The sequence below is a fragment of the Pseudomonas sp. LPH60 genome, from assembly GCF_030718165.1.
Taxonomy (GTDB): Bacteria; Pseudomonadota; Gammaproteobacteria; order Pseudomonadales; family Pseudomonadaceae; genus Aquipseudomonas; species Aquipseudomonas danubii.
The window spans coordinates 428975-448302 of the sequence record NZ_JAVAJH010000002.1 but is presented as its reverse complement, the minus strand read 5'-3'; the positions used below and the strand labels follow the sequence as shown (position 1 = coordinate 448302).

The window sequence follows — 19328 nt, the reverse complement described above, 5'->3', positions numbered from 1 at the left end:
TATGAAAGGTCATTAAGCATGACCGCACTAGTGCTTCGGAACGGGCCTTGAGTAGCGGCTCGTTCTCCCGGATTCGAGGTGCGAGGAAAATCTTCACAAGGATTTCAACGCCACTGCGCCAGGCAGGAACCGTGCAGTGTTCGAACAACCTGTACAAATGTTAGCTCAAGCGCGAGGGGCAATTACACTGCCCCTGACCGGTATCGCTTACAACGCTGTACGGCGAACTTGTGCTGCACCGTTTGCCGGGTAATGCCCCAGTTGCTGCAAGGTGTCCAGGCGCGCACGGGCACGGTAGGCATACTCGCTGCTGGGGTACTGGGTAATGATGAACTGATAAGTCTGCGCCGCATCGACGAACAACTTCTGCCGCTCCAGGCATTGCCCGCGCAGCATCGACACTTCCGGCTGGATGTAAGGCCGCGCACGGCTGTTGCGGTCGACCTGGCTCAACTCGAGCATCACGCTCTCGCAGTTGCCGCGGTCATAAGCGCGGTAGGCGTTATTCAAATGATGGTTCATGGACCAGCGGGTGCAGCCGACAACACTGACGGCCAAGATAGCAATGAGTACGAATCGCATGGGGTATCTCCTGTCTTGTGCAGTGTATCGACTCATCGGCAAAAATCTTCAAGGTTGTTGCGGTAAACAAACAAAGCAATAAGTAGTGCAAACGAACAATGACTACAACTTCGGAGCATAGTAGCCTCTCGTTGCGCTTGAACTCAGGAGTCCGTGCATGTCCGTTCGTCGTACCAAAATCGTTGCCACCCTTGGCCCGGCCAGTAACTCGCCGGAAGTTCTCGAACAGTTGATTCTCGCGGGCCTGGATGTTGCCCGTCTGAACTTTTCCCACGGCACTCCGGACGAGCACAAGGCTCGCGCCCAACTGGTCCGCGACCTGGCCGCCAAGCACGGCCGCTTCGTGGCCATCCTCGGCGACCTGCAAGGCCCGAAAATCCGCATCGCCAAATTCGCCAACAAGCGTATCGAACTGAAGATCGGTGACAAGTTCACCTTCTCCACCGTGCACCCGCTGACCGAAGGCAACCAGGACATTGTCGGCATCGACTACCCGGACCTGGTCAAGGACTGCGGCGTCAATGACGAACTGCTGCTGGACGATGGCCGCGTGGTGATGCGCGTGGAAACCGCCACCGCCACCGAGCTGCATTGCGTGGTGACCGTGGGCGGCCCGCTGTCCGACCACAAAGGCATCAACCGTCGTGGCGGCGGCCTGACCGCTCCGGCCCTGACCGAGAAAGACAAGGCCGACATCAAGCTGGCGGCCGAAATGCAGGTCGACTACCTGGCCGTGTCCTTCCCTCGCGACGCCGCCGATATGGAATACGCGCGCAAACTGCGTGACGAATCCGGTGGTACGGCCTGGCTGGTGGCCAAGATCGAACGCGCCGAAGCCGTGGCCGACGACGAAACCCTCGATGGCCTGATCAACGCCAGTGACGCCGTGATGGTGGCCCGTGGCGACCTGGGTGTGGAAATCGGCGACGCCGAGCTGGTGGGCATCCAGAAGAAAATCATTCTTCACGCGCGCCGCCACAACAAGGCAGTGATCGTCGCGACCCAGATGATGGAGTCGATGATCCAGAACCCGATGCCGACCCGTGCCGAAGTGTCCGACGTGGCCAACGCCGTGCTCGACTACACCGACGCGGTCATGCTCTCGGCAGAAAGCGCCGCCGGTGCCTACCCGCTGGAAGCGGTCCAGGCCATGGCGCGGATCTGTGTCGGTGCGGAAAAGCACCCCACCAGCAAGACCTCCAGCCACCGAATGGGCAAGGTGTTCGAAAGCTGCGACCAGAGCATCGCCCTGGCCGCTATGTACACCGCCAACCACTTCCCTGGCGTCAAGGCGATCATCGCCCTGACCGAAAGCGGCTACACCCCGTTGATCATGTCGCGCATCCGTTCCTCGGTGCCGATCTATGCCTACTCCCCGCACCGTGAAACCCAGGCGCGTGCAGCCATGTTCCGCGGCGTCTACACCATCCCGTTCGACCCGGCTTCCCTGCCGCCTGAGCAAGTCAGCCAGGCTGCGATCGACGAGTTGCTCAAGCGCGGCGTAGTAGAGAAAGGCGACTGGGTGATTCTCACCAAGGGCGACAGCTACCACACCACCGGCGGCACCAATGGCATGAAGATCCTGCACGTTGGCGACCCGATGGTCTGAGCCCTGGCTCGCTGAACGCAAAAGCCCCGGAGGTGGAAACCCCGGGGCTTTTTTGTGTCCGTCCTTCCCTGTAGCGACAGGTGTCAGCCTTTGGCGAAAAAACCCGACAAGGCGGCGATGGCTTCTGGTGAACGCAGGCGCTGAGTGAACTGCGTGCCCTCTTCTTCTATTACCTGGCGCAGTTGCTCACGATAGGGAGCCTTCATCAGGCGCTTGCTCACTTGCACCGCCTCCGGCGCCAGTTGGCTGAAACGCAATGCCGCCTCCCTGGCTTTGGCCAGGGCTGCCGCGCCATCTCCCAGGGCCGCAGTGGCAATGCCCCAGGCCGCCGCCTGTTCACCACTGAAGCCTTCGCCGAGCAGCAACAACTCAGCGGCCTTGGCCTGTCCCAGCAAGCGCGGCAGGATCAGGCTCGAGCCAAATTCCGGGCACAGCCCGAGGTTGACGAACGGCATGCGCAACCGTGCATCACGGCTGACATAGACCAGATCGCAATGCAGCAACAAGGTGGTGCCAATGCCCACGGCCGCGCCGGCCACCGCAGCCACCACCGGCTTGCGGCAATCGAGCAGGTTGCGCATGAACTGGAACACCGGGCTGTCGAGGTCCCTGGGCGGCTGTTGCAGGAAGTCGGCGATGTCGTTGCCGGCGGTAAAGCATTCACTGCTGCCGCAGATCAGCAGGGCATTGATTTGCGGATCGGCGTCCGCCTCGGCCAGGGCTTGCGCCAGACGACTGTACATGGCACGGGTCAGGGCGTTTTTCTTGTCGGGGCGGTTCAGGCGCAGGGTCAGCAGCCCGCCCTCGCGTTGCAGCTCGATGGCATCGGTCATGAAGATCTCGCTCTGGAAAAATCAGCGCTCAACCACGGGGCAGGAACACATCGGCCAGCAGTTGATTGCGCGGCAGCCCCGCCAGGTACAGGCGTCGGGCAAAGGCCTCGACACTGTCGGGGTGCCCGCAGAGTAAGGCCTGGGTTTGCCGGGAAACAAGTCGCAGTTGCGCCAGGGCCGTCGCCAGCTGCGCGCCCTGCCACAGCTCCACACTCAGCTGGGGACGGTTCGCTACCAGGGCTGCCAAGGGTTTGGCCAGGTAATGTTCGGTGGCGTCATGGGCCAGGTGAATGATGCGGATAGGGCCTTGGTGATCCTGACGCAGGGCTTCGCGCAACACCCCGAACAAGGGTGCCAGGCCGGTTCCCGAGGCCAGCAGCCAGAGCGGTCGCTGCTGCCAGTCCGGATCGTAGTGCAAGGCGCCGCCGCGCAACTCGCCCAGGCGGATCGGGTCGCCCAGTTGCAACTGGCGTGCTGCGTCGCTGAATTGTCCCGGATGCCGGCAGTCCAGATGAAACTCCAGGAAGCGGTCCTCTTCCGGCAGACTGGCCAGGGAATACGGCCGGGCGATCTGGCTGGTGGTCCACAGCACCAGGTGCTGGCCGGCGCGATAACGCAATGGCCGCTCAGGCTGCAGACGCAAGCGCAGGACTGTGGGCGATAGCCAGTCGAGCCCGACCACTTGGGCCGGCCGGCCATCGCGCAACGGATCGAACGTCTCGACCTGCAGGTCCTCCACCACCTGGCACTGGCAGGCCAGGCGCCAGCCACGGCGGCGCTGTTCATCGCTCAGGGCATCCGGCCGACTGTCGTTGGGCAGGCCCTGGACGCAATGCACCAGGCAGGCATGACAACTGCCGGCGCGACAACTGTAGGGCACCGCCACACCGGCCTGATTCAAGGCATCCAGCAGGTTGCTTGCCGGTGCCACCGTCCAGCGCCGGCTGCCCACGGTCAATTCAGGCATCGAGGTTTTCCCAGGCGGCGGAACAACGATTGCGGCCGTCGCGCTTGGCCCGGTACAGCGCCTGATCGGCGCGTTGCAGGGCATTGTCCAGGTCATCGCCGGCCTGCAGCAGGGTCATCCCTGCAGACAGGCTCAGGTCACGCACATTCAGGCCCACCAATTGCACCTCCATGAAGGCCAGGCGCAGACGCTCGCAACAAGAGGTCAGGCGCTCGGCATCACAGTCGGGCAGTAGCACCACAAACTCCTCACCGCCGTAGCGGGCCAGTACATCACCGTCCCGCAGGCAGGCCGTGGCCACCGCGGCGAACGCCTGCAGCACCTGATCGCCTGCCGCATGGCCGTGAAGATCGTTGATGCGCTTGAAATGATCCAGGTCGATCAGCGCCAGCCCATGCATCTGTTCCTGGTCCATGGCCTGCAACTCACGGCTGGCGATACGCAGGAAGTGTCGGCGATTGAACAGCCCGGTCAACTCATCGGTAGCCACCAGATCTTCCAGTTGCCGCATCATCCCCCGCAGGGTGTCCTGATGGGCCTGCAAGGCAAAACGCCGTTGCCGCATGCGCGAACGCGACGCCTGGACATAGGCAGCGTACAGGCACATCCACACCAGCATCACCAGCAGCACACAGAGTTGCAGCGCCGCCAGCTGGGGATCCTTGAGGACAAAGCGATAGCCGTCCCACAGGTTGACCCCGGCAAAACAGAAGAAGATCAGCGCCGCGCAACGCAGGTAGGCCCGACGGGATAAATGAAACAGGCCGAACAGCAGCGGCAGGATATAGAACACCAGGAAAGCGCCCCGGGCCTGATCCAGGTGGGCGATCAGCCAAGTCTGCCAGGCAATGCCCAGGACCACTTGGACTTCAGTCAGGCTGGGATCGGCAAAGCGCAGGTTGCGCCCGCTGATGAACACCCAGCACAGCAGGCCCTGAGTGGCCAACACCAACCCCGAGGCCAACAGCGCACTGCTGGTGGAGGCGCGATAGTGCCCCGCGAGAACCGCCAGCCAGAACAGCAGCAGGATCAGTCCGTAGGTGCCCGCAGCAATGGTGAAGCGCTTGAATAACAAGCTCTGGATGGCTTTATGGGTCAATCGTTGACTCACCGTGAGAAAGGAGGCTTAAAGAGTTTCCTACCCTGCAGGCCAGTTGCAACTTTAGTGCTGCGCCCGGCAAATGACTATCCAAATTTTAAGCCGTGTTCTGCGGTTTTGCCGCTGATTCACGCAAGAACAGTGCCCACCCGATGGGCGACTTTCGTTTGCCCGGCTGGCGGGTGTGCCGGGCCCCCAGGCGCGGTATACTGCCGCGCCTTTTTAGCGTCGCGCCAGTTGTCTGTCCGGCGTGCCTTAGAAGGTGTCTGCAACCGACCGATACACCCTGCTGCAGCCACCTTATTAAATGTTCCCGTCTTTTAGAGGAGCGCGACTCATGACCGTGATCAAGCAAGACGACCTGATTCAGAGCGTTGCCGACGCCCTGCAGTTCATTTCCTACTACCACCCCGTGGACTTCATCCAGGCGATGCACGAGGCCTACCTGCGCGAGGAATCGCCGGCCGCTCGTGACTCCATGGCACAGATCCTGATCAACTCGCGCATGTGCGCCACCGGCCACCGGCCGATCTGCCAGGACACCGGGATCGTCACCGTGTTCGTTCGCGTGGGCATGGACGTGCGCTGGGACGGCGCCACCATGAGCCTGGACGACATGATCAACGAAGGCGTGCGTCGCGCCTACAACCTGCCGGAAAACGTCCTACGCGCTTCCATCCTGGCCGACCCGGCAGGCGCTCGGAAAAACACCAAGGACAACACCCCGGCGGTGATCCACTACTCCATCGTTCCCGGCAACACCGTGGAAGTGGACGTGGCGGCCAAGGGCGGCGGCTCCGAGAACAAATCGAAGATGGCCATGCTCAACCCGTCCGACTCCATCGTCGACTGGGTCCTCAAGACCGTACCGACCATGGGTGCCGGCTGGTGCCCACCGGGCATGCTGGGCATCGGCATCGGCGGCACCGCCGAGAAGGCTGCGGTGATGGCCAAGGAAGTGTTGATGGAGTCCATCGACATCCACGAGCTCAAGGCTCGCGGCCCGTCCAACCGCATCGAAGAAATGCGCCTGGAGCTGTTCGAGAAGGTCAACCAGCTGGGCATCGGCGCCCAGGGCCTGGGTGGCCTGACCACGGTGCTCGACGTGAAGATCATGGACTACCCGACCCACGCCGCCTCCCTGCCGGTGTGCATGATCCCCAACTGCGCCGCCACCCGTCACGCGCACTTCGTGCTCGACGGTTCCGGCCCGGCCGCACTGGAAGCGCCACCTCTGGACGCCTACCCGGAAATCGTCTGGGAAGCCGGTCCGTCGGCACGTCGGGTCAACCTCGACACCCTGACCCCGGAAGACGTGCAAAGCTGGAAGCCGGGCGAGACCGTGCTGCTCAACGGCAAGATGCTCACCGGCCGCGACGCGGCGCACAAGCGCATGGTGGAGATGCTGAACAAGGGTGAAACCCTGCCGGTAGACCTCAAGGGTCGCTTCATCTACTACGTCGGCCCGGTTGATCCGGTGGGCGACGAAGTGGTGGGCCCGGCCGGCCCGACCACTGCCACGCGGATGGACAAGTTCACCCGGCAGATCCTCGAGCAGACCGGCCTGCTGGGCATGATCGGCAAGTCCGAGCGTGGCCCGACCGCCATCGACGCGATCAAGGACAACAAGGCCGTGTACCTGATGGCCGTCGGCGGCGCCGCCTACCTGGTGGCCCAGGCGATCAAGAAGTCCAAGGTCCTGGCCTTCGCCGAACTGGGCATGGAAGCGATCTACGAGTTCGAGGTCAAGGACATGCCAGTGACTGTCGCCGTCGACAGCAAGGGCGAGTCGGTCCACATCACCGGTCCCGCCATCTGGCAGAAAAAGATCAGTGACAGCCTGGCGATAGAAGTGCAGTAAGCCCTTCTAACGTTTGGCCAAAGCGGCGGTGCTGTTGAGACAACAGCCCGTCGCTTTTTTTATGCCGCGCCCTTTCGCGACACTGTCGGCGATCAACGTTCCACCCGTCGCTCATGCTATCGTTCCCGCCCCCATTGCAGCCTGCCCCGACTCATGGCCCAGATCTCTCGCCCTATCCGCTTGACGTTCTATATCCTGGTTATTCTCGCTGGCACCGTCATCAGCGCCGGCCTGGCCATGCGCCACGCCGAACGCCAGACGCTGGTGGAGGATGCCGCCCGAGCCAATGAACAGCTGGGGCTGTACGCCAACTCGCTGCACACCCTGATCGAACGCTATCGCGCCCTGCCAGCGGTGCTGGCCCTGGACCCGGAACTGCGTTCGGCACTTCAGGGCCCGGTGACGGCAGACACCCAGGATGCACTGAACCGCAAACTGGAAAAGATCAACGGCGCCGCCCGCTCCTCGACCCTGGAACTGCTGAACCATGAAGGCCTGGCCGTGGCGGCCAGCAACTGGCGACTGCCCAGCAGCTATGTCGGCCACAACTATGGTTTTCGCCCCTACTTCAAGCAGACCCGCAGCCAGGGCAGCGGGCGTTTCTACGCCGTGGGCGTCACCAGCGGCATTCCGGGGTATTTCCTCTCCAGCGCGGTCAAGGCCGACAACGAGGACTTCCTCGGGGCCATGGTGGTCAAGCTGGAGTTCCCCGAACTGGAGCATGAATGGAGCCAGGGCAACGACACCCTGCTGGTGAGCGACGCCCGAGGCATCATCTTTATCGCCAACCAGCCCGGCTGGCGTTACCGGCAGCTGCAACCGCTGTCCGCAAACGACCTGGCGGAGATCAAGCTGACCCGCCAGTACGACAAGCAACCGCTGACGGCGCTGCAACATACGACCCTGCAAACATTCGACGACAACAGCAGACTGGTCCAGGTCGAAGGCCCCGAGGGCGTGGCCAACTATCTCTGGGAATCCCTGCCGCTGACCGCCGAAGGCTGGACCCTGCACCTGCTGCGCAAGCCGGCCAGCGCTTTCGAGGAAAGCCGCAATGCCGGGCTGGCGGCCGCCGGTGCCTGGCTGACCCTGGTGTTCCTGTTGCTGTTCCTCAGCCAACGCTGGCGCTTGGGGAAAATCCGCCAGCGCAACCGTGAAGAGCTGGAACAGTTGGTCCAGGAACGCACTCGGGATCTGCGCACCGCCCAGGAAGGCCTGGTGCAATCGGCCAAGCTGGCCGCCCTGGGGCAGATGTCCGCGGCCCTGGCCCATGAAATCAACCAACCCCTGACCGCCCAGCGCATGCAGCTTGCCACGCTGCGGCTGCTGCTGGATCACGGCCGGGTGGATGAGGCTTACAAAGCCCTGCGACCATTGGACGACATGCTGACCCGCATGGCCGCCCTTACCAGCCACCTCAAGACCTTCGCCCGCAAGAGCCCCAGCGGCCTGCGCGAACGCCTGGATCTGGCCGCGGTGGTGGACCAGTCGCTGCAGCTGCTGGAAACCCGGCTGCGTGCCGAAGACATCCAGATCGAGCTGCACCTGACCCGCCCGGCCTGGGTTCGCGGTGATGCCATCCGCCTGGAGCAGGTGCTGATCAACCTGCTGCGCAATGCCCTCGACGCCATGCACAACAAGCCTGAAAAGCACCTGCAGATCAGCCTCGAGGCCGAGGACCAATTGTGGCAACTGCGGGTCGCCGACAACGGCGGCGGGATCGCCGAAGAGCACCTGCTGAGCGTGTTCGACCCGTTCTTCACCACCAAGCCGGTGGGTGATGGCCTGGGCCTGGGGCTGGCCGTGTCCTACGCCATCGTCCATGAACTGGGGGGACGCTTGAGCGCCGCCAACCAGAATCAGGGCGCGGTGTTCACCCTCAGCCTGCCCATCGATCTGGAAGCGCACATCCAATGCTGAACTCGGTAATCGTGGTGGATGACGAGGCCAGCATCCGTACCGCCGTCGAACAATGGCTGAGCCTGTCGGGGTTCGAGGTCCAGCTCTTCAGTCGCGCCGAGGATTGCCTGGCGCAACTGCCGAAGAACTTCCCCGGGGTGATCCTCAGCGATGTGCGCATGCCCGGTATCAGTGGCCTGGAGCTGCTGGCCCAGGTCCAGCGCCTGGACCCCGACCTGCCGATCATCCTGCTGACCGGTCACGGTGACGTGCCCATGGCGGTCGAGGCCATGCGCGACGGTGCCTATGACTTCCTGGAAAAACCCTTCAGCCCCGACACCCTGCTCAGCAGCCTGCGCCGGGCCCTGGACAAACGCCGCCTGGTCCTGGAAAACCGTCGCCTGCACCAGCAGGCTGACAGCCGGGCCAAGCTCGACGCCACCCTGCTCGGCATGTCCCGGGCCCTGCAGACCCTGCGCCGCCAGGTACTGGATCTGGCCGCCTTGCCCGTGAATGTGCTGATCCGAGGTGAAACCGGCAGCGGCAAGGAATTGATCGCCCGCTGCCTGCACGACTTCGGTCCCCGGGCCGGCAAGCCCTTTGTCGCCCTGAACTGCGCAGCGATACCCGAGCAGTTGTTCGAGGCCGAGTTGTTCGGCCATGAAAGCGGCGCCTTCACCGGCGCCCAGGGCAAGCGCATCGGCAAGCTGGAGTACGCCCATGGCGGCACGCTGTTTCTCGACGAGATCGAAAGCATGCCCCTGGCCCAGCAGGTCAAGCTGCTGCGGGTGCTGCAGGAGCAGAAACTGGAACGCCTGGGCTCCAACCAGAGCATCAAGGTCGACCTGCGGGTGATCGCCGCCACCAAGCCCGACCTGCTGGAGGAGGCCCGGGCCGGACGCTTTCGCGAAGACCTGGCCTATCGCCTGACCGTGGCCGAACTGCGCCTGCCGCCACTGCGTGAGCGCCGCGAGGATATTCCACAGCTCTACGAACACTTCGCCCAGGCCGCCGCCGAGCGCCTGGGGCGCAGCGTCGCGCCCTTGAGTGGCGCCCAGTTGAGCCGCCTGCTCAGTCACGACTGGCCGGGCAACGTGCGCGAACTGGCCAACGCCGCCGAGCGTCAGGTGCTGGGCCTCGGGGAGCCGGAGGCCGAAGTCCTCGAAGCCGGCCAATCCCTGGCCGCGCAGCAAGAAGCCTTCGAAGCCCAGTGCCTGCGCGCTGCCCTGACTCGCCACAAGGGCGAGATCAAGGCCGTGCTCAACGAACTGCAACTGCCGCGCCGGACCCTGAATGAAAAAATGCAGCGTCACGGCCTGACCCGGGAAATGTTCCTCAAAGACCCATAACCCTCGTCCCTGTAGAAGCCGGCTTGCCGGCGAACAGGCCCTCAAGCCAGGTGTAGCCCCACCCATACCCGCAAACGGCAAGCCGCCCGAACACGCCTCCCAGGTGCCGCGCACCTTTCGGCAATTTCCCGCCTACCCCACAGGCACCCATAGGCGGATTTCCGCTCATCACCACCGATCAAACCCTTCTAGCCCGGGCCTCTTGTCCTTGGCACAGGTCCTGCTACAGCCCCAGCAGGCTGCGCTTGCGCGCGCTCCACAAAAACAATGAATAGAAGGGTCCGTCATGGATATCTCTAATACCCTGCCTGCCGGGTCGGCGGCTGCATCCGCCACCGAAAAGACCACCGCCAGCCGCCTGAAGTCGATCTTCAGCGGTTCCGTGGGCAACATGGTCGAGTGGTACGACTGGTACGTCTACGCGGCATTCTCGCTGTACTTCGCCAAAGTCTTCTTCCCCAAGGGCGACACCACCGCGCAACTGCTGAACACCGCTGCGATCTTCGCCGTGGGCTTCCTGATGCGCCCGATCGGTGGCTGGCTGATGGGCCTGTACGCCGACCGCAAAGGCCGTAAAGCCGCGCTGATGGCTTCGGTGCTGCTGATGTGCTTCGGCTCGCTGATCATCGCCCTGACCCCGGGTTACGAAACCATCGGCGTCGGCGCCCCCATCCTGCTGGTGCTGGCGCGCCTGATGCAGGGCCTGTCGGTGGGTGGTGAATACGGCACCTCGGCCACCTACCTCAGCGAGATGGCGACCAAGGAACGTCGCGGCTTCTTCTCCAGCTTCCAGTACGTGACCCTGATCTCCGGTCAGCTCATCGCCCTGGGAGTACTGATCGTGCTGCAGAACATTCTGACCACCGAGGAGCTGCAATCCTGGGGCTGGCGGATTCCGTTCGGCATCGGCGCCCTGTGTGCGGTCGTGGCCCTGTACCTGCGTCGCGGCATGGAAGAAACCGAGTCCTTCACCAAGAAGAAAGAGAAGCCCAAAGAAAGCCTGATGCGCACCCTGATGCGTCATCCCAAGGAACTGATGACCGTGGTCGGCCTGACCATGGGCGGCACCCTGGCCTTCTACACCTACACCACCTACATGCAGAAATACCTGGTGAACACCGTCGGCATGAGCATTTCCGACTCCACCACCATTTCTGCCGCCACGCTGTTCCTGTTCATGTGCCTGCAGCCGGTGATCGGTGCACTCTCGGACAAGGTGGGCCGGCGGCCGATCCTGATCGCCTTCGGCATCCTCGGCACCCTGTTCACCGTGCCGATCCTCACCACCCTGCACACCATCCAGACCTGGTGGGGCGCGTTCTTCCTGATCATGGCGGCACTGATCATCGTCAGTGGCTACACCTCAATCAACGCGGTGGTGAAGGCCGAGCTGTTCCCCACTGAAATCCGTGCCCTGGGCGTGGGCCTGCCCTACGCGCTGACCGTATCGATCTTCGGCGGCACTGCGGAATACATCGCCCTGTGGTTCAAGAGCATCGGCATGGAAACCGGCTACTACTGGTACGTCACCGCCTGTATTGCCTGTTCGTTGCTGGTCTACGCGACCATGAAGGACACCCGCAAGCATTCGCGGATCGAGACCGACTGAAAACCACAGCGCCCGGGTGCAAGGCCCGGGCGCTTTTTCGCGATCTGTGGGGAGGCGTTCGCCGGCCAGCCGGCGCCTACAGAAAGTGGGTGTGGCTCAGGAGAGTTCGGCGGCGCCCTGGCGCGCGTAGCGGTTCTGGGCCCAGGCCGCGCCGACAATCATCACCAGCAGAATCCCCGCCAGTACCGCCGACGAGCCGATGGTGCCGAAATCCAGCCCGCCCTTTTCATGGGGCTTGGTGAGGAAATCGCCCAGGGTGGCGCCGAACGGCCGAGTCAGCACGAAGGCCACCCAGAACAGCAGCACCGACGAGAGCCGGGTGAGGTACTTGAGCAGGACCACCACGGCAATGGTCGAGCCGATCAGCAACGCGCCGCCGGCAAAACCCAGCCCCGAATCGTCCGCCAGGTAATCGCCCAGGGCGGTGCCCAGGGTGTTGGAAAACAGGATCGCCATCCAATAGAACAGCTCGCCGCGAAAGGTCTGGATCCTGTTGACGTTCAGCGAGTCGCCACTCAGGCGCCAGGCGGCGAAGATCGCCAGCAGCATCCCGATCAGGATCAGCGAGCCACTGGCATAGCCCAGGCCCAGGGTGCGGTCCATGAAGTCCGACAGGGTGGTGCCGGCGGTACTGGTGGAGAGAATCACAATCCAGTACAGCACCGGGTTGTAGGTCTTGGACCACAGCTGGGTGACCAGGGTCAGCAGGAACACGCTGATCAGGATCATCGAGCTGATGGCGTAACCGACATTGAGGGTCATCGACAGCAGATCACCGGCGGTTTCCCCCAAGGTTGTCGCGCAGATTTTCATGACCCAGAAGGCCAGGGTGATCTGGGGAAGTTTGTTCATTGATCAAGGAGCTCCAAGGGTCGCATTCAAAATGGCCTGTCGTGGGTTGCAGGCCTGCGCGAAGGCTGAAGGCTCGGGGGTGAAAAATAGGTCGGGGCCGAATGAAAAAACCGTTGATGGTTTTTTAATCCTTTCCTGCCCCATGGACTGAGCCATTAACGGTCAGTTAATGCCGGCTCCTTAGGCTGCTACTGAATCCAAGTTGCGACTTGGTGCGTATCTGTAATGAGGCCTGAATGCGCTGATCGGCGGTGAGTGACACCCCTATACACATCGATAAATTCGATTTTAATAAGCATTTATTTGCGCTTTTTAATCAACTTTATCGGAGTAGGATTCACATCAAGCCCAACGCAAACACCTCAACGAACCCGGAGACACCGCCATGAAAACCAAACTGATCCTCGCCCTGACCCTGTCGGTACTGGCTGCCAATACCTTCGCTGCCGACGGTTACGACCGCACCGGTTCCGCCACCCTCGCCGCCGACGGCTACGACCGCACCGGTTCCGCCACCTTCGCCGCCGACGGCTACGATCGCACCGGTTCCGCCACCCTCGCTGAAGACGGCTACGATCGCACCGGTTCCGCCACCTTCGCCGCCGATGGCTACGATCGCACCGGTTCCGCCACCCTCGCTGAAGACGGCTACGATCGCACCGGTTCCGCCACCTTCGCGGCCGACGGCTACGATCGCACCGGTTCCGCCACCATCAGCTGATCGACTCACCTGACATCACAGCCCGGCTTCGGCCGGGCTTAGTCTTTTGTGCTCCGCCAACATCCCCCGTCAGCGGCCTAAACCGGGGTTTGGAACGCTGGAATTCGAGCCGTGCGCACTGCACTATGGCGCCCTTCACTCGCCCCACAGCAGGAACCTTGAGCCATGTCCGACGATATCCACTTCTACCAACCCGCCCTGGGCCACGGTCTGCCCCATGACCCGTTCAATGCCATCGTCGGCCCGCGTCCCATCGGCTGGATCTCTTCCCAGGATGCACAAGGCCGGCTGAACCTGGCGCCTTACAGCTTCTTCAATGCCTTCAACTACATTCCGCCGATCATTGGGTTCTCCAGCGTCGGGCGCAAAGACAGCCTGAACAACATCGAGGCCACCGGAGAATTCGCCTGGAACCTGGCCACCCGGCCACTGGCCGAGCAGATGAACCAGAGCTGCGCCGCGGTTGCGCCCGAGGTCGACGAGTTCGCCCTGGCCGGCCTGACGCCCGTGGCGTCGAAGGTCATCAGTGTGCCGCGGGTCGCCGAGAGCCCGGTGTCCTTCGAGTGCAAGGTCACCCAGATCATTCAATTGCAGCGGGCGGACAAAGAGCGGGTGCCGAGCTGGCTGATCCTCGGCGAGGTGGTCGCCGTGCATATCGCCAAGTGGCTGCTCAAGGACGGGATCTACGACACCGCCGCGGCAGAACCGATTCTGCGCGGCGGCGGACCGGCGGATTACTTCCAACTGGGGCCGGAAGCGTTGTTCAAGATGCACCGCCCGGGGGCGGTCAAGTAGCGCGGCGAATCAGTCGGCTTTCCAGCTCAATTCGCCGTCCTGATCGACGTCGGCCAGTTGTTCGAGTTGTTGTGCGGCAGCCTGGTCGGCGTCATGGGCAGTCTTGAACCTCTGCTCATCCAGGACTTTGTGAAAGCGCGGGGCGCCCGATGCTCCGAGGGCTTTGACGGCGATGGCGGCGCTGTATCCGCCCTCCCCCGGAACCACCGCGGAAACGGCTTCGTAATGTGCAAACTCTTTGCGTGCCATGTTGCAAGTCCTGGCCAATGAAAAGTCGGCCATTCTAAACCTTCAACTGGCCAGCTTGTGCAGCGGTGCACGCTGCAGTTGGGGGTATTCGCCATGGGCTTGCAGCGCCGACACCGTACTGAAGGTATGAAAATCCAGGCTGTTGACCACCAGGTCCTGCACCAGCTCGGCAAAGATCGCCATGGCCGGCGAGCTGAAATAGGCGGTCATCGCCTGCTGGCTGCTCCAGAAACCGGACACCAGCCACAGGTCGGCATCGCACTGCGAATGCTGCAGGGCGAAGTGCAGGCAACCGCTGGCCTGGCGCGACGGTTCGATCAGGCTGCTCAAGCGCGCACCCAGTTCCTTGGAACGCCCTGCCCGGGCTCGGACAAAGGCCATGTGACTGACGGGAATATGCGTGGACATGTGGAACCCTCCCAGGGTGTTGTCGAGGCAGCCGGGGACGGGCTGCGACAGGATCAACGATACGGGGCGGGCCCTTTCGCGCGTTAGTCGATTTCTGCCGTTGATTTGCCCAATCCTGCGACCAGCCGCTTTCTCCATCGCTTGGGCGGCGGCATGGGGCAAAAGCGTTACAGCGGCGTTTCAAGCAAGTGACGCGCCCGGGCGTCGGCGCCTCTTGTCTATCCCGCGCGCAAGCAGCAGGATCAGGCAAGTTTTACGCAGGATTCGCCTACCCGCGACTCTTGCACAAACTTAAGCTGTGCCGACTGCAAACACCCCGAGGCGCCCCATGTCATCACTGGATACCCTGCCGCCGCCCCTGGCTCCGGAGATGGAACGCCAGCGCGTGGAACTGGCCGCGATCATCGCGCGCAACACCACCGAAGACGGCAGCTACGCCACCGCCATCGACTCGCTGTTCGTCTCGCGTCACAGCACCTCCCATCACTTCGGCTCGGTGCTGGCGCAACCGGCGCTGTGCATCATGGCCCAGGGCCGCAAGGAAGTGCGCCTGGCCGATGAAAGCTACAACTACGACCCGCTGAATTACCTGGTGGTGTCGGTTTCCGTGCCACTGAGCGGCAAGGTGGCAATCGTTTCGCCGCAAGAGCCGATCCTGGCCCTGCGCCTGGACATCGACCCCGGGGAAATCAATGCACTGATCGCCGATGCCGGACCGCTGGGGGTGCCTGCCCGGCCCACTGGACGGGGCCTGTACGTAGAGCGCCTGGACCCGGCGATGCTGGACGCCGTGCTGCGCCTGACCCGCCTGCTGGACACCCCGAAAGACATCGCCATGCTCGCGCCGCTGGTGCGTCGGGAAATTCTCTATCGCCTGCTGCGCAGCCCCCAGGGCCACCGTCTGTACGAGATCGCCACCGCCAACAGCCAGGGGCACCGGGTCAACCAGGCCATCAAGTGGCTCAACGGCAATTTCGTGCAGCCGTTGCGCATCGATGACCTGGCCCGGGAAGTGAACCTGAGCGTGTCGACCCTGCACCACCGCTTCAAGGCGATGACCGCCATGAGTCCCTTGCAGTACCAGAAACAGCTGCGTCTGCAGGAAGCCCGGCGCTTGATGCTGGCCGAAGGTCTGGAAGCTTCGGCGGCGGGGTATCGAGTCGGCTATGAAAGCCCGTCTCAGTTCAGCCGTGAGTACAGCCGACTGTTTGGCGCGCCGCCCTTGCGGGACATGGCGCGCCTGCGGGTTGGCGGGTAACCCGGGGTCACCGGCAAGCCGGCGGCTACAGCGCGCGGATTACGTGTTTGAGCTCCTGGAAGGCTTGCAAGCCCCAGGGGCCCAGCTCGCGGCCGATGCTGCTCTGCTTGTAGCCGCCCCAGGCAGTCTGGGGAAAGATCACCTGGGGTGCATTGATCCACACCAGGCCGGCCTGCAGGGCATTGGCCACCCGCTCGGCATTGTCCACGTCCGCCCCCACCACACTGGCCACCAGGCCGAACTCGCTGTCATTGGCCAGTTCGATCGCCTCTTGCTCGCTGCTGAAACTGCGCACACAGAGCACCGGGCCAAAGATTTCGTCACGCCACAGGGCACTGTCCAGCGGCACCTCGGTGAACACCGTGGGCTGGATGAAAAAGCCCTGCTGCAGCCCGGCCGGGCGGCCGCCGCCACACACCAGCTTGGCACCGACATTCAGACCACGATCGATGTGCGCAAGCACTCTGTGGTATTGCGCCTGGTTCACCAGGGCGCCCATGGCCACCTCAGGGTCGAACGGGTCGGCCACCCGAATGCCTTCAGCCCGGGCCTTGAGCCGCAAGAGGAATTCATCGGCCAGCTCGTCGGCGACCAGTACCCGGCTGGTGGCGGAGCACATCTGCCCGGCATTGAAGAAGCCACCGCCACAGGCCAGCTCCACCGCCAGGTCAAGGTCGGCATCCGCCAGCACCAGCAAGGATGACTTGCCCCCCAGTTCCAGGCTCACGCCCTTGACGGTTTCCGCCGCCCGCTGCATGACCTGGACGCCCACCGCATTACTGCCGGTGAAGGAAATCTTCGCCACTCGCGGGTCCGCCGCCAAAGGCGCACCGACCGCCAGGCCCGTCCCGCAGACCAGGTTGAACACCCCGTTGGGCAAGCCGCTTTCGGCGATGATCGCCGCCAGCTCCAGCTCCGGCAGCGGGGTGACTTCCGAGGGTTTGAGCACCACGCTGCAACCGGCGGCCAGGGCTGGCGCCAACTTCCAGGCCGTGGTGACCATGGGGAAATTCCACGGCACGATCAGCCCGACCACGCCACAGGGCTCACGACGCAGGCGCGCGCTGAAACCCTCACTGGGCAGCGGCACATTCGCATCCTGGGTCGCGTCCAGCTCCTCGGCCAGCCCGGCGTAATACTCAAAGGTGGCAATGACATCGTCCACATCCATCGCCGCCTCGAACTGCGGCTTGCCGTTGTTGCTCGACTGCAGGTGCATCAGCCGCTCCCGGCGTTCGGCCACACCGGCAGCGATCTTGCGCAGCACGGCGGCACGTTCGACGCCACTGCTTTGTGCCCAGCGGGCAAGCCCCGCCGTAGCGGCTTGCAGCGCCTGATCCACGGCTTGCGGTCCGGCGCCCGCCACCCAGGCCAAGGGCGCCTCGGTGGACGGGTTGATCACCTGCAGGTGCTCACTGCCTGCCGACCATTGGCCGTCGATGTACACACCGTTCAACAGGTGCGGCGAACTCATGCCTGTGCTCCTTGAGTCCAGCGATTCTGATCAACTTCAATCAAGGTCGGTCCCTGGCGATCAACGGCCATGCGCAGGGCCGCACGCAATTGTTCGACACTGTCGATGCGCTCGGCTGCGCACCCGAGGCCCTTGGCCACGGCAATGAAATCCGGGGTGTAGATGTCGACGCCTACTGGCTCGATGGCCCGATTGACCATGTATTTCTTGATCTCTTCATAACCCTGGTTGTTCCACAGCAGGACGATGATCGGCGTGCGTGCTTCCACGGCGCAGGCCAGTTCCGCCAGGGTGAACTGCAAGCCACCGTCGCCGATCAGGCAAGCCACCGGCCGCCGCGAGCTGGACTGGGAAGCGCCCCCGAGCCAGGCGCCGATGGCGGCCGGCAAGGCATAACCCAGGGTGCCGTAGCCGGTGGATGAGTTGAACCAGCGCCGCGACTGCTCAGGATTGAACGTCAGGTTGCCGCTGTACACCGGCTGAGTGGAATCGCCCACCAGGACGATCTCCGGCAACTCCTGGACCACGGTTTCCAGGAACAGGGTCTGGGCCCGGGTCGGCGTGTCCCACAGGTTCTCGAGTTCGCTGCGCAAGGCCGCGGCGCGGGCCTGGCCCCAGTCGCTGCTGCGCTCGCTCAAGGTGTGCCGGGACAGCTCTGCCAGCAGGGCTTGGGCTGCGTTCCCGGCATCGGCCACCAGTGCCACTTTCGGTGGGTAGTTGCGCACCGTTTGATCGGCATCGATATCGATCCGCAGCAAGGCCCCGGGAATTTCAAAGCCACCGGCAAAGGTCACGTCGTAATCGGTTTCCGCCAGTTCGGTGCCGATGGCCAGCACCACATCGGCCTCGGCCACCAGGGCACGGGTTGCCACCAATGACTGGGTGGAGCCAATCAGCAGCGGGTGGGCCGACGGCAACATGCCCTTGGCGTTGATCGTCAGGGCCACCGGAGCCTGCAGCAGTTCCGCCAGACGGGTCAGGGGAGCGGCCGCATCAATGGCGCCGCCACCGGCCAGGATCAGCGGGCGCTTGGCCGTCGCCAGCAGCTGACTCATCCGGGCGACAGCGTCCGGGGCGGCACCGGCACGGGCAACGGTTACCGGCTCGCTGGCCAGCAGATGATCGGCATCCTGAACCAGTACATCGAGAGGAATCTCGATATGCACCGGACGTGGACGTCCAGCCTGGAACAGGGCGAAAGCCCGGGCCAGCACCACTGGCAATTCATCGGCGCTCATCAGGGTATGGGAAAACGCCGCCACGCCGCTGGCCAGCGCACTCTGGTTCGGCAACTCATGGAGCTTGCCGCGCCCGCCACCCAGCTGGCTGCGGGTCTGCACGCTGGAGATCACCAGCATGGGAATCGAGTCCGCATAAGCCTGGCCCATGGCGGTGGTGATGTTGGTCATGCCGGGGCCGGTGATGATGAAACACACGCCGGGCTTGCCGCTGGTGCGGGCGTAGCCGTCGGCCATGAAACCGGCGCCTTGCTCATGGCGCGGGGTGACATGCTGGATGGGCGAGCGGGCCAGACCGCGATACAACTCGACGGTATGCACCCCGGGAATGCCGAACACCTGCTCAACCCCATAACCTTCAAGTAACTTGACCAGTACTTCGCCGCACGTCGCCATCTCATCGCCCTTCTTATTGGTGGAAAACCCGACTGACTGCCGACTGAAAAACTCAGCAGACGCCGGGAGGGCTATTGGAACGGTGAGGCTGTAGCCGCAACAATGGATAAAAAGTCATACTAGCCATGT

General features: G+C 63.4%; 17 protein-coding genes. 8 read left to right on the top strand and 9 right to left on the bottom strand.

Going from position 1 to position 19328, the window contains the following annotated elements:
- Positions 1-207 precede the first annotated feature (207 nt).
- Positions 208-582 carry a hypothetical protein gene (locus Q8O96_RS07635; protein ID WP_102860530.1) on the bottom strand — a complete coding sequence of 125 codons (375 nt, stop codon included), beginning with the start codon at positions 580-582 and terminating at the stop codon, positions 208-210.
- Positions 583-739: 157 nt separating this feature from the next.
- On the opposite strand from Q8O96_RS07635, the gene pyk reads away from it, so the two are divergent.
- Positions 740-2191 carry a pyruvate kinase gene (gene pyk / locus Q8O96_RS07630; protein ID WP_016963242.1) on the top strand — a complete coding sequence of 484 codons (1452 nt, stop codon included), beginning with the start codon at positions 740-742 and terminating at the stop codon, positions 2189-2191.
- An 83-nt stretch (positions 2192-2274) separates the two neighbouring features.
- On the opposite strand, the gene Q8O96_RS07625 is transcribed toward pyk, so the two are convergent.
- From Q8O96_RS07625 to Q8O96_RS07615, 3 genes are read right to left on the bottom strand one after another with little or no spacing between them, the layout of a single operon-like run.
- Entirely contained in the window at positions 2275-3024 is a 750-nt protein-coding gene (locus tag Q8O96_RS07625) for an enoyl-CoA hydratase-related protein (RefSeq protein ID WP_305948626.1), read from the bottom strand.
- A gap of 28 nt (positions 3025-3052) precedes the next feature.
- Positions 3053-3991 (bottom strand): iron-sulfur-binding ferredoxin reductase, encoded by a 939-nt coding sequence (locus Q8O96_RS07620; protein ID WP_305948625.1) that lies wholly within the window; start codon positions 3989-3991, stop codon positions 3053-3055.
- Complete coding sequence (locus Q8O96_RS07615) at positions 3984-5090, bottom strand: diguanylate cyclase (RefSeq protein ID WP_102860527.1); 1107 nt, start codon at positions 5088-5090, stop codon at positions 3984-3986. The genes Q8O96_RS07620 and Q8O96_RS07615 overlap by 8 nt, the downstream gene beginning before the upstream one ends.
- Before the next feature lie 337 nt (positions 5091-5427).
- On the opposite strand from Q8O96_RS07615, the gene Q8O96_RS07610 reads away from it, so the two are divergent.
- The 4 genes from Q8O96_RS07610 to Q8O96_RS07595 all read left to right on the top strand — a co-directional run bounded on the left by Q8O96_RS07610 (position 5428) and on the right by Q8O96_RS07595 (position 11808).
- Positions 5428-6951, top strand: coding sequence for a fumarate hydratase (locus Q8O96_RS07610; protein ID WP_305948624.1), 1524 nt, complete (start codon positions 5428-5430; stop codon positions 6949-6951).
- Positions 6952-7104: 153 nt separating this feature from the next.
- Positions 7105-8871: an ATP-binding protein gene (locus Q8O96_RS07605; protein WP_102860525.1), complete on the top strand. Its 1767-nt coding sequence runs from the start codon at positions 7105-7107 to the stop codon at positions 8869-8871.
- Complete coding sequence (locus tag Q8O96_RS07600; RefSeq protein WP_110651394.1) at positions 8865-10199, top strand: sigma-54 dependent transcriptional regulator; 1335 nt, start codon at positions 8865-8867, stop codon at positions 10197-10199. Before Q8O96_RS07605 ends, Q8O96_RS07600 begins: the two co-directional genes overlap by 7 nt.
- 286 nt (positions 10200-10485) lie before the next feature.
- A complete protein-coding gene (locus Q8O96_RS07595; protein ID WP_047305837.1) occupies positions 10486-11808 on the top strand; it encodes an MFS transporter in 1323 nt (440 codons plus the stop codon).
- A 96-nt stretch (positions 11809-11904) separates the two neighbouring features.
- Here the strand turns inward: Q8O96_RS07595 and Q8O96_RS07590 are convergent, their stop codons facing one another.
- On the bottom strand, positions 11905-12660 hold the full coding sequence (locus Q8O96_RS07590; RefSeq protein ID WP_305948623.1) for a hypothetical protein: 756 nt from the start codon (positions 12658-12660) through the stop codon (positions 11905-11907).
- Between the two features lie 385 nt (positions 12661-13045).
- Here Q8O96_RS07590 and Q8O96_RS07585 point away from each other — a divergent pair, with 385 nt between their 5' ends.
- The gene (locus Q8O96_RS07585) at positions 13046-13381 is read left to right on the top strand and encodes a heme utilization protein (protein WP_305948622.1); all 336 of its coding nucleotides are present in this window, start codon (positions 13046-13048) and stop codon (positions 13379-13381) included.
- 165 nt (positions 13382-13546) lie between these two features.
- Positions 13547-14176, top strand: a complete 630-nt coding sequence (locus Q8O96_RS07580) for a flavin reductase family protein (protein ID WP_115580773.1) — start codon at positions 13547-13549, stop codon at positions 14174-14176.
- Between the two features lie 9 nt (positions 14177-14185).
- Here the strand turns inward: Q8O96_RS07580 and Q8O96_RS07575 are convergent, their stop codons facing one another.
- Positions 14186-14458 carry a hypothetical protein gene (locus Q8O96_RS07575; protein ID WP_060840761.1) on the bottom strand — a complete coding sequence of 91 codons (273 nt, stop codon included), beginning with the start codon at positions 14456-14458 and terminating at the stop codon, positions 14186-14188.
- Between the two features lie 9 nt (positions 14459-14467).
- Entirely contained in the window at positions 14468-14833 is a 366-nt protein-coding gene (locus Q8O96_RS07570; protein WP_060844457.1) for a putative quinol monooxygenase, read from the bottom strand.
- 328 nt (positions 14834-15161) lie between these two features.
- On the opposite strand from Q8O96_RS07570, the gene Q8O96_RS07565 reads away from it, so the two are divergent.
- Positions 15162-16091: an AraC family transcriptional regulator gene (locus Q8O96_RS07565; RefSeq protein ID WP_102860520.1), complete on the top strand. Its 930-nt coding sequence runs from the start codon at positions 15162-15164 to the stop codon at positions 16089-16091.
- A 25-nt stretch (positions 16092-16116) separates the two neighbouring features.
- On the opposite strand, the gene Q8O96_RS07560 is transcribed toward Q8O96_RS07565, so the two are convergent.
- Together Q8O96_RS07560 and Q8O96_RS07555 are read right to left on the bottom strand one after the other, a co-directional pair.
- A complete protein-coding gene (locus tag Q8O96_RS07560; RefSeq protein WP_305948621.1) occupies positions 16117-17565 on the bottom strand; it encodes an aldehyde dehydrogenase family protein in 1449 nt (482 codons plus the stop codon).
- Positions 17562-19199 carry a 5-guanidino-2-oxopentanoate decarboxylase gene (locus Q8O96_RS07555; protein ID WP_305948620.1) on the bottom strand — a complete coding sequence of 546 codons (1638 nt, stop codon included), beginning with the start codon at positions 19197-19199 and terminating at the stop codon, positions 17562-17564. Before Q8O96_RS07555 ends, Q8O96_RS07560 begins: the two co-directional genes overlap by 4 nt.
- Between the last annotated feature and the right edge of the window lie 129 nt (positions 19200-19328).

Bases quoted from the DNA above. Each gene is read 5' to 3' on its own strand.
- Q8O96_RS07635 (WP_102860530.1), bottom strand. From the start codon at position 582: ATGCGATTCGTACTCATTGCTATCTTGGCCGTCAGTGTTGTCGGCTGC.
- pyk (WP_016963242.1), top strand. From the start codon at position 740: ATGTCCGTTCGTCGTACCAAAATCGTTGCCACCCTTGGCCCGGCCAGT.
- Q8O96_RS07625 (WP_305948626.1), bottom strand. From the start codon at position 3,024: ATGACCGATGCCATCGAGCTGCAACGCGAGGGCGGGCTGCTGACCCTG.
- Q8O96_RS07620 (WP_305948625.1), bottom strand. From the start codon at position 3,991: ATGCCTGAATTGACCGTGGGCAGCCGGCGCTGGACGGTGGCACCGGCA.
- Q8O96_RS07610 (WP_305948624.1), top strand. From the start codon at position 5,428: ATGACCGTGATCAAGCAAGACGACCTGATTCAGAGCGTTGCCGACGCC.
- Q8O96_RS07605 (WP_102860525.1), top strand. From the start codon at position 7,105: ATGGCCCAGATCTCTCGCCCTATCCGCTTGACGTTCTATATCCTGGTT.
- Q8O96_RS07600 (WP_110651394.1), top strand. From the start codon at position 8,865: ATGCTGAACTCGGTAATCGTGGTGGATGACGAGGCCAGCATCCGTACC.
- Q8O96_RS07595 (WP_047305837.1), top strand. From the start codon at position 10,486: ATGGATATCTCTAATACCCTGCCTGCCGGGTCGGCGGCTGCATCCGCC.
- Q8O96_RS07590 (WP_305948623.1), bottom strand. From the start codon at position 12,660: ATGAACAAACTTCCCCAGATCACCCTGGCCTTCTGGGTCATGAAAATC.
- Q8O96_RS07585 (WP_305948622.1), top strand. From the start codon at position 13,046: ATGAAAACCAAACTGATCCTCGCCCTGACCCTGTCGGTACTGGCTGCC.
- Q8O96_RS07580 (WP_115580773.1), top strand. From the start codon at position 13,547: ATGTCCGACGATATCCACTTCTACCAACCCGCCCTGGGCCACGGTCTG.
- Q8O96_RS07575 (WP_060840761.1), bottom strand. From the start codon at position 14,458: ATGGCCGACTTTTCATTGGCCAGGACTTGCAACATGGCACGCAAAGAG.
- Q8O96_RS07570 (WP_060844457.1), bottom strand. From the start codon at position 14,833: ATGTCCACGCATATTCCCGTCAGTCACATGGCCTTTGTCCGAGCCCGG.
- Q8O96_RS07565 (WP_102860520.1), top strand. From the start codon at position 15,162: ATGTCATCACTGGATACCCTGCCGCCGCCCCTGGCTCCGGAGATGGAA.
- Q8O96_RS07560 (WP_305948621.1), bottom strand. From the start codon at position 17,565: ATGAGTTCGCCGCACCTGTTGAACGGTGTGTACATCGACGGCCAATGG.
- Q8O96_RS07555 (WP_305948620.1), bottom strand. From the start codon at position 19,199: ATGGCGACGTGCGGCGAAGTACTGGTCAAGTTACTTGAAGGTTATGGG.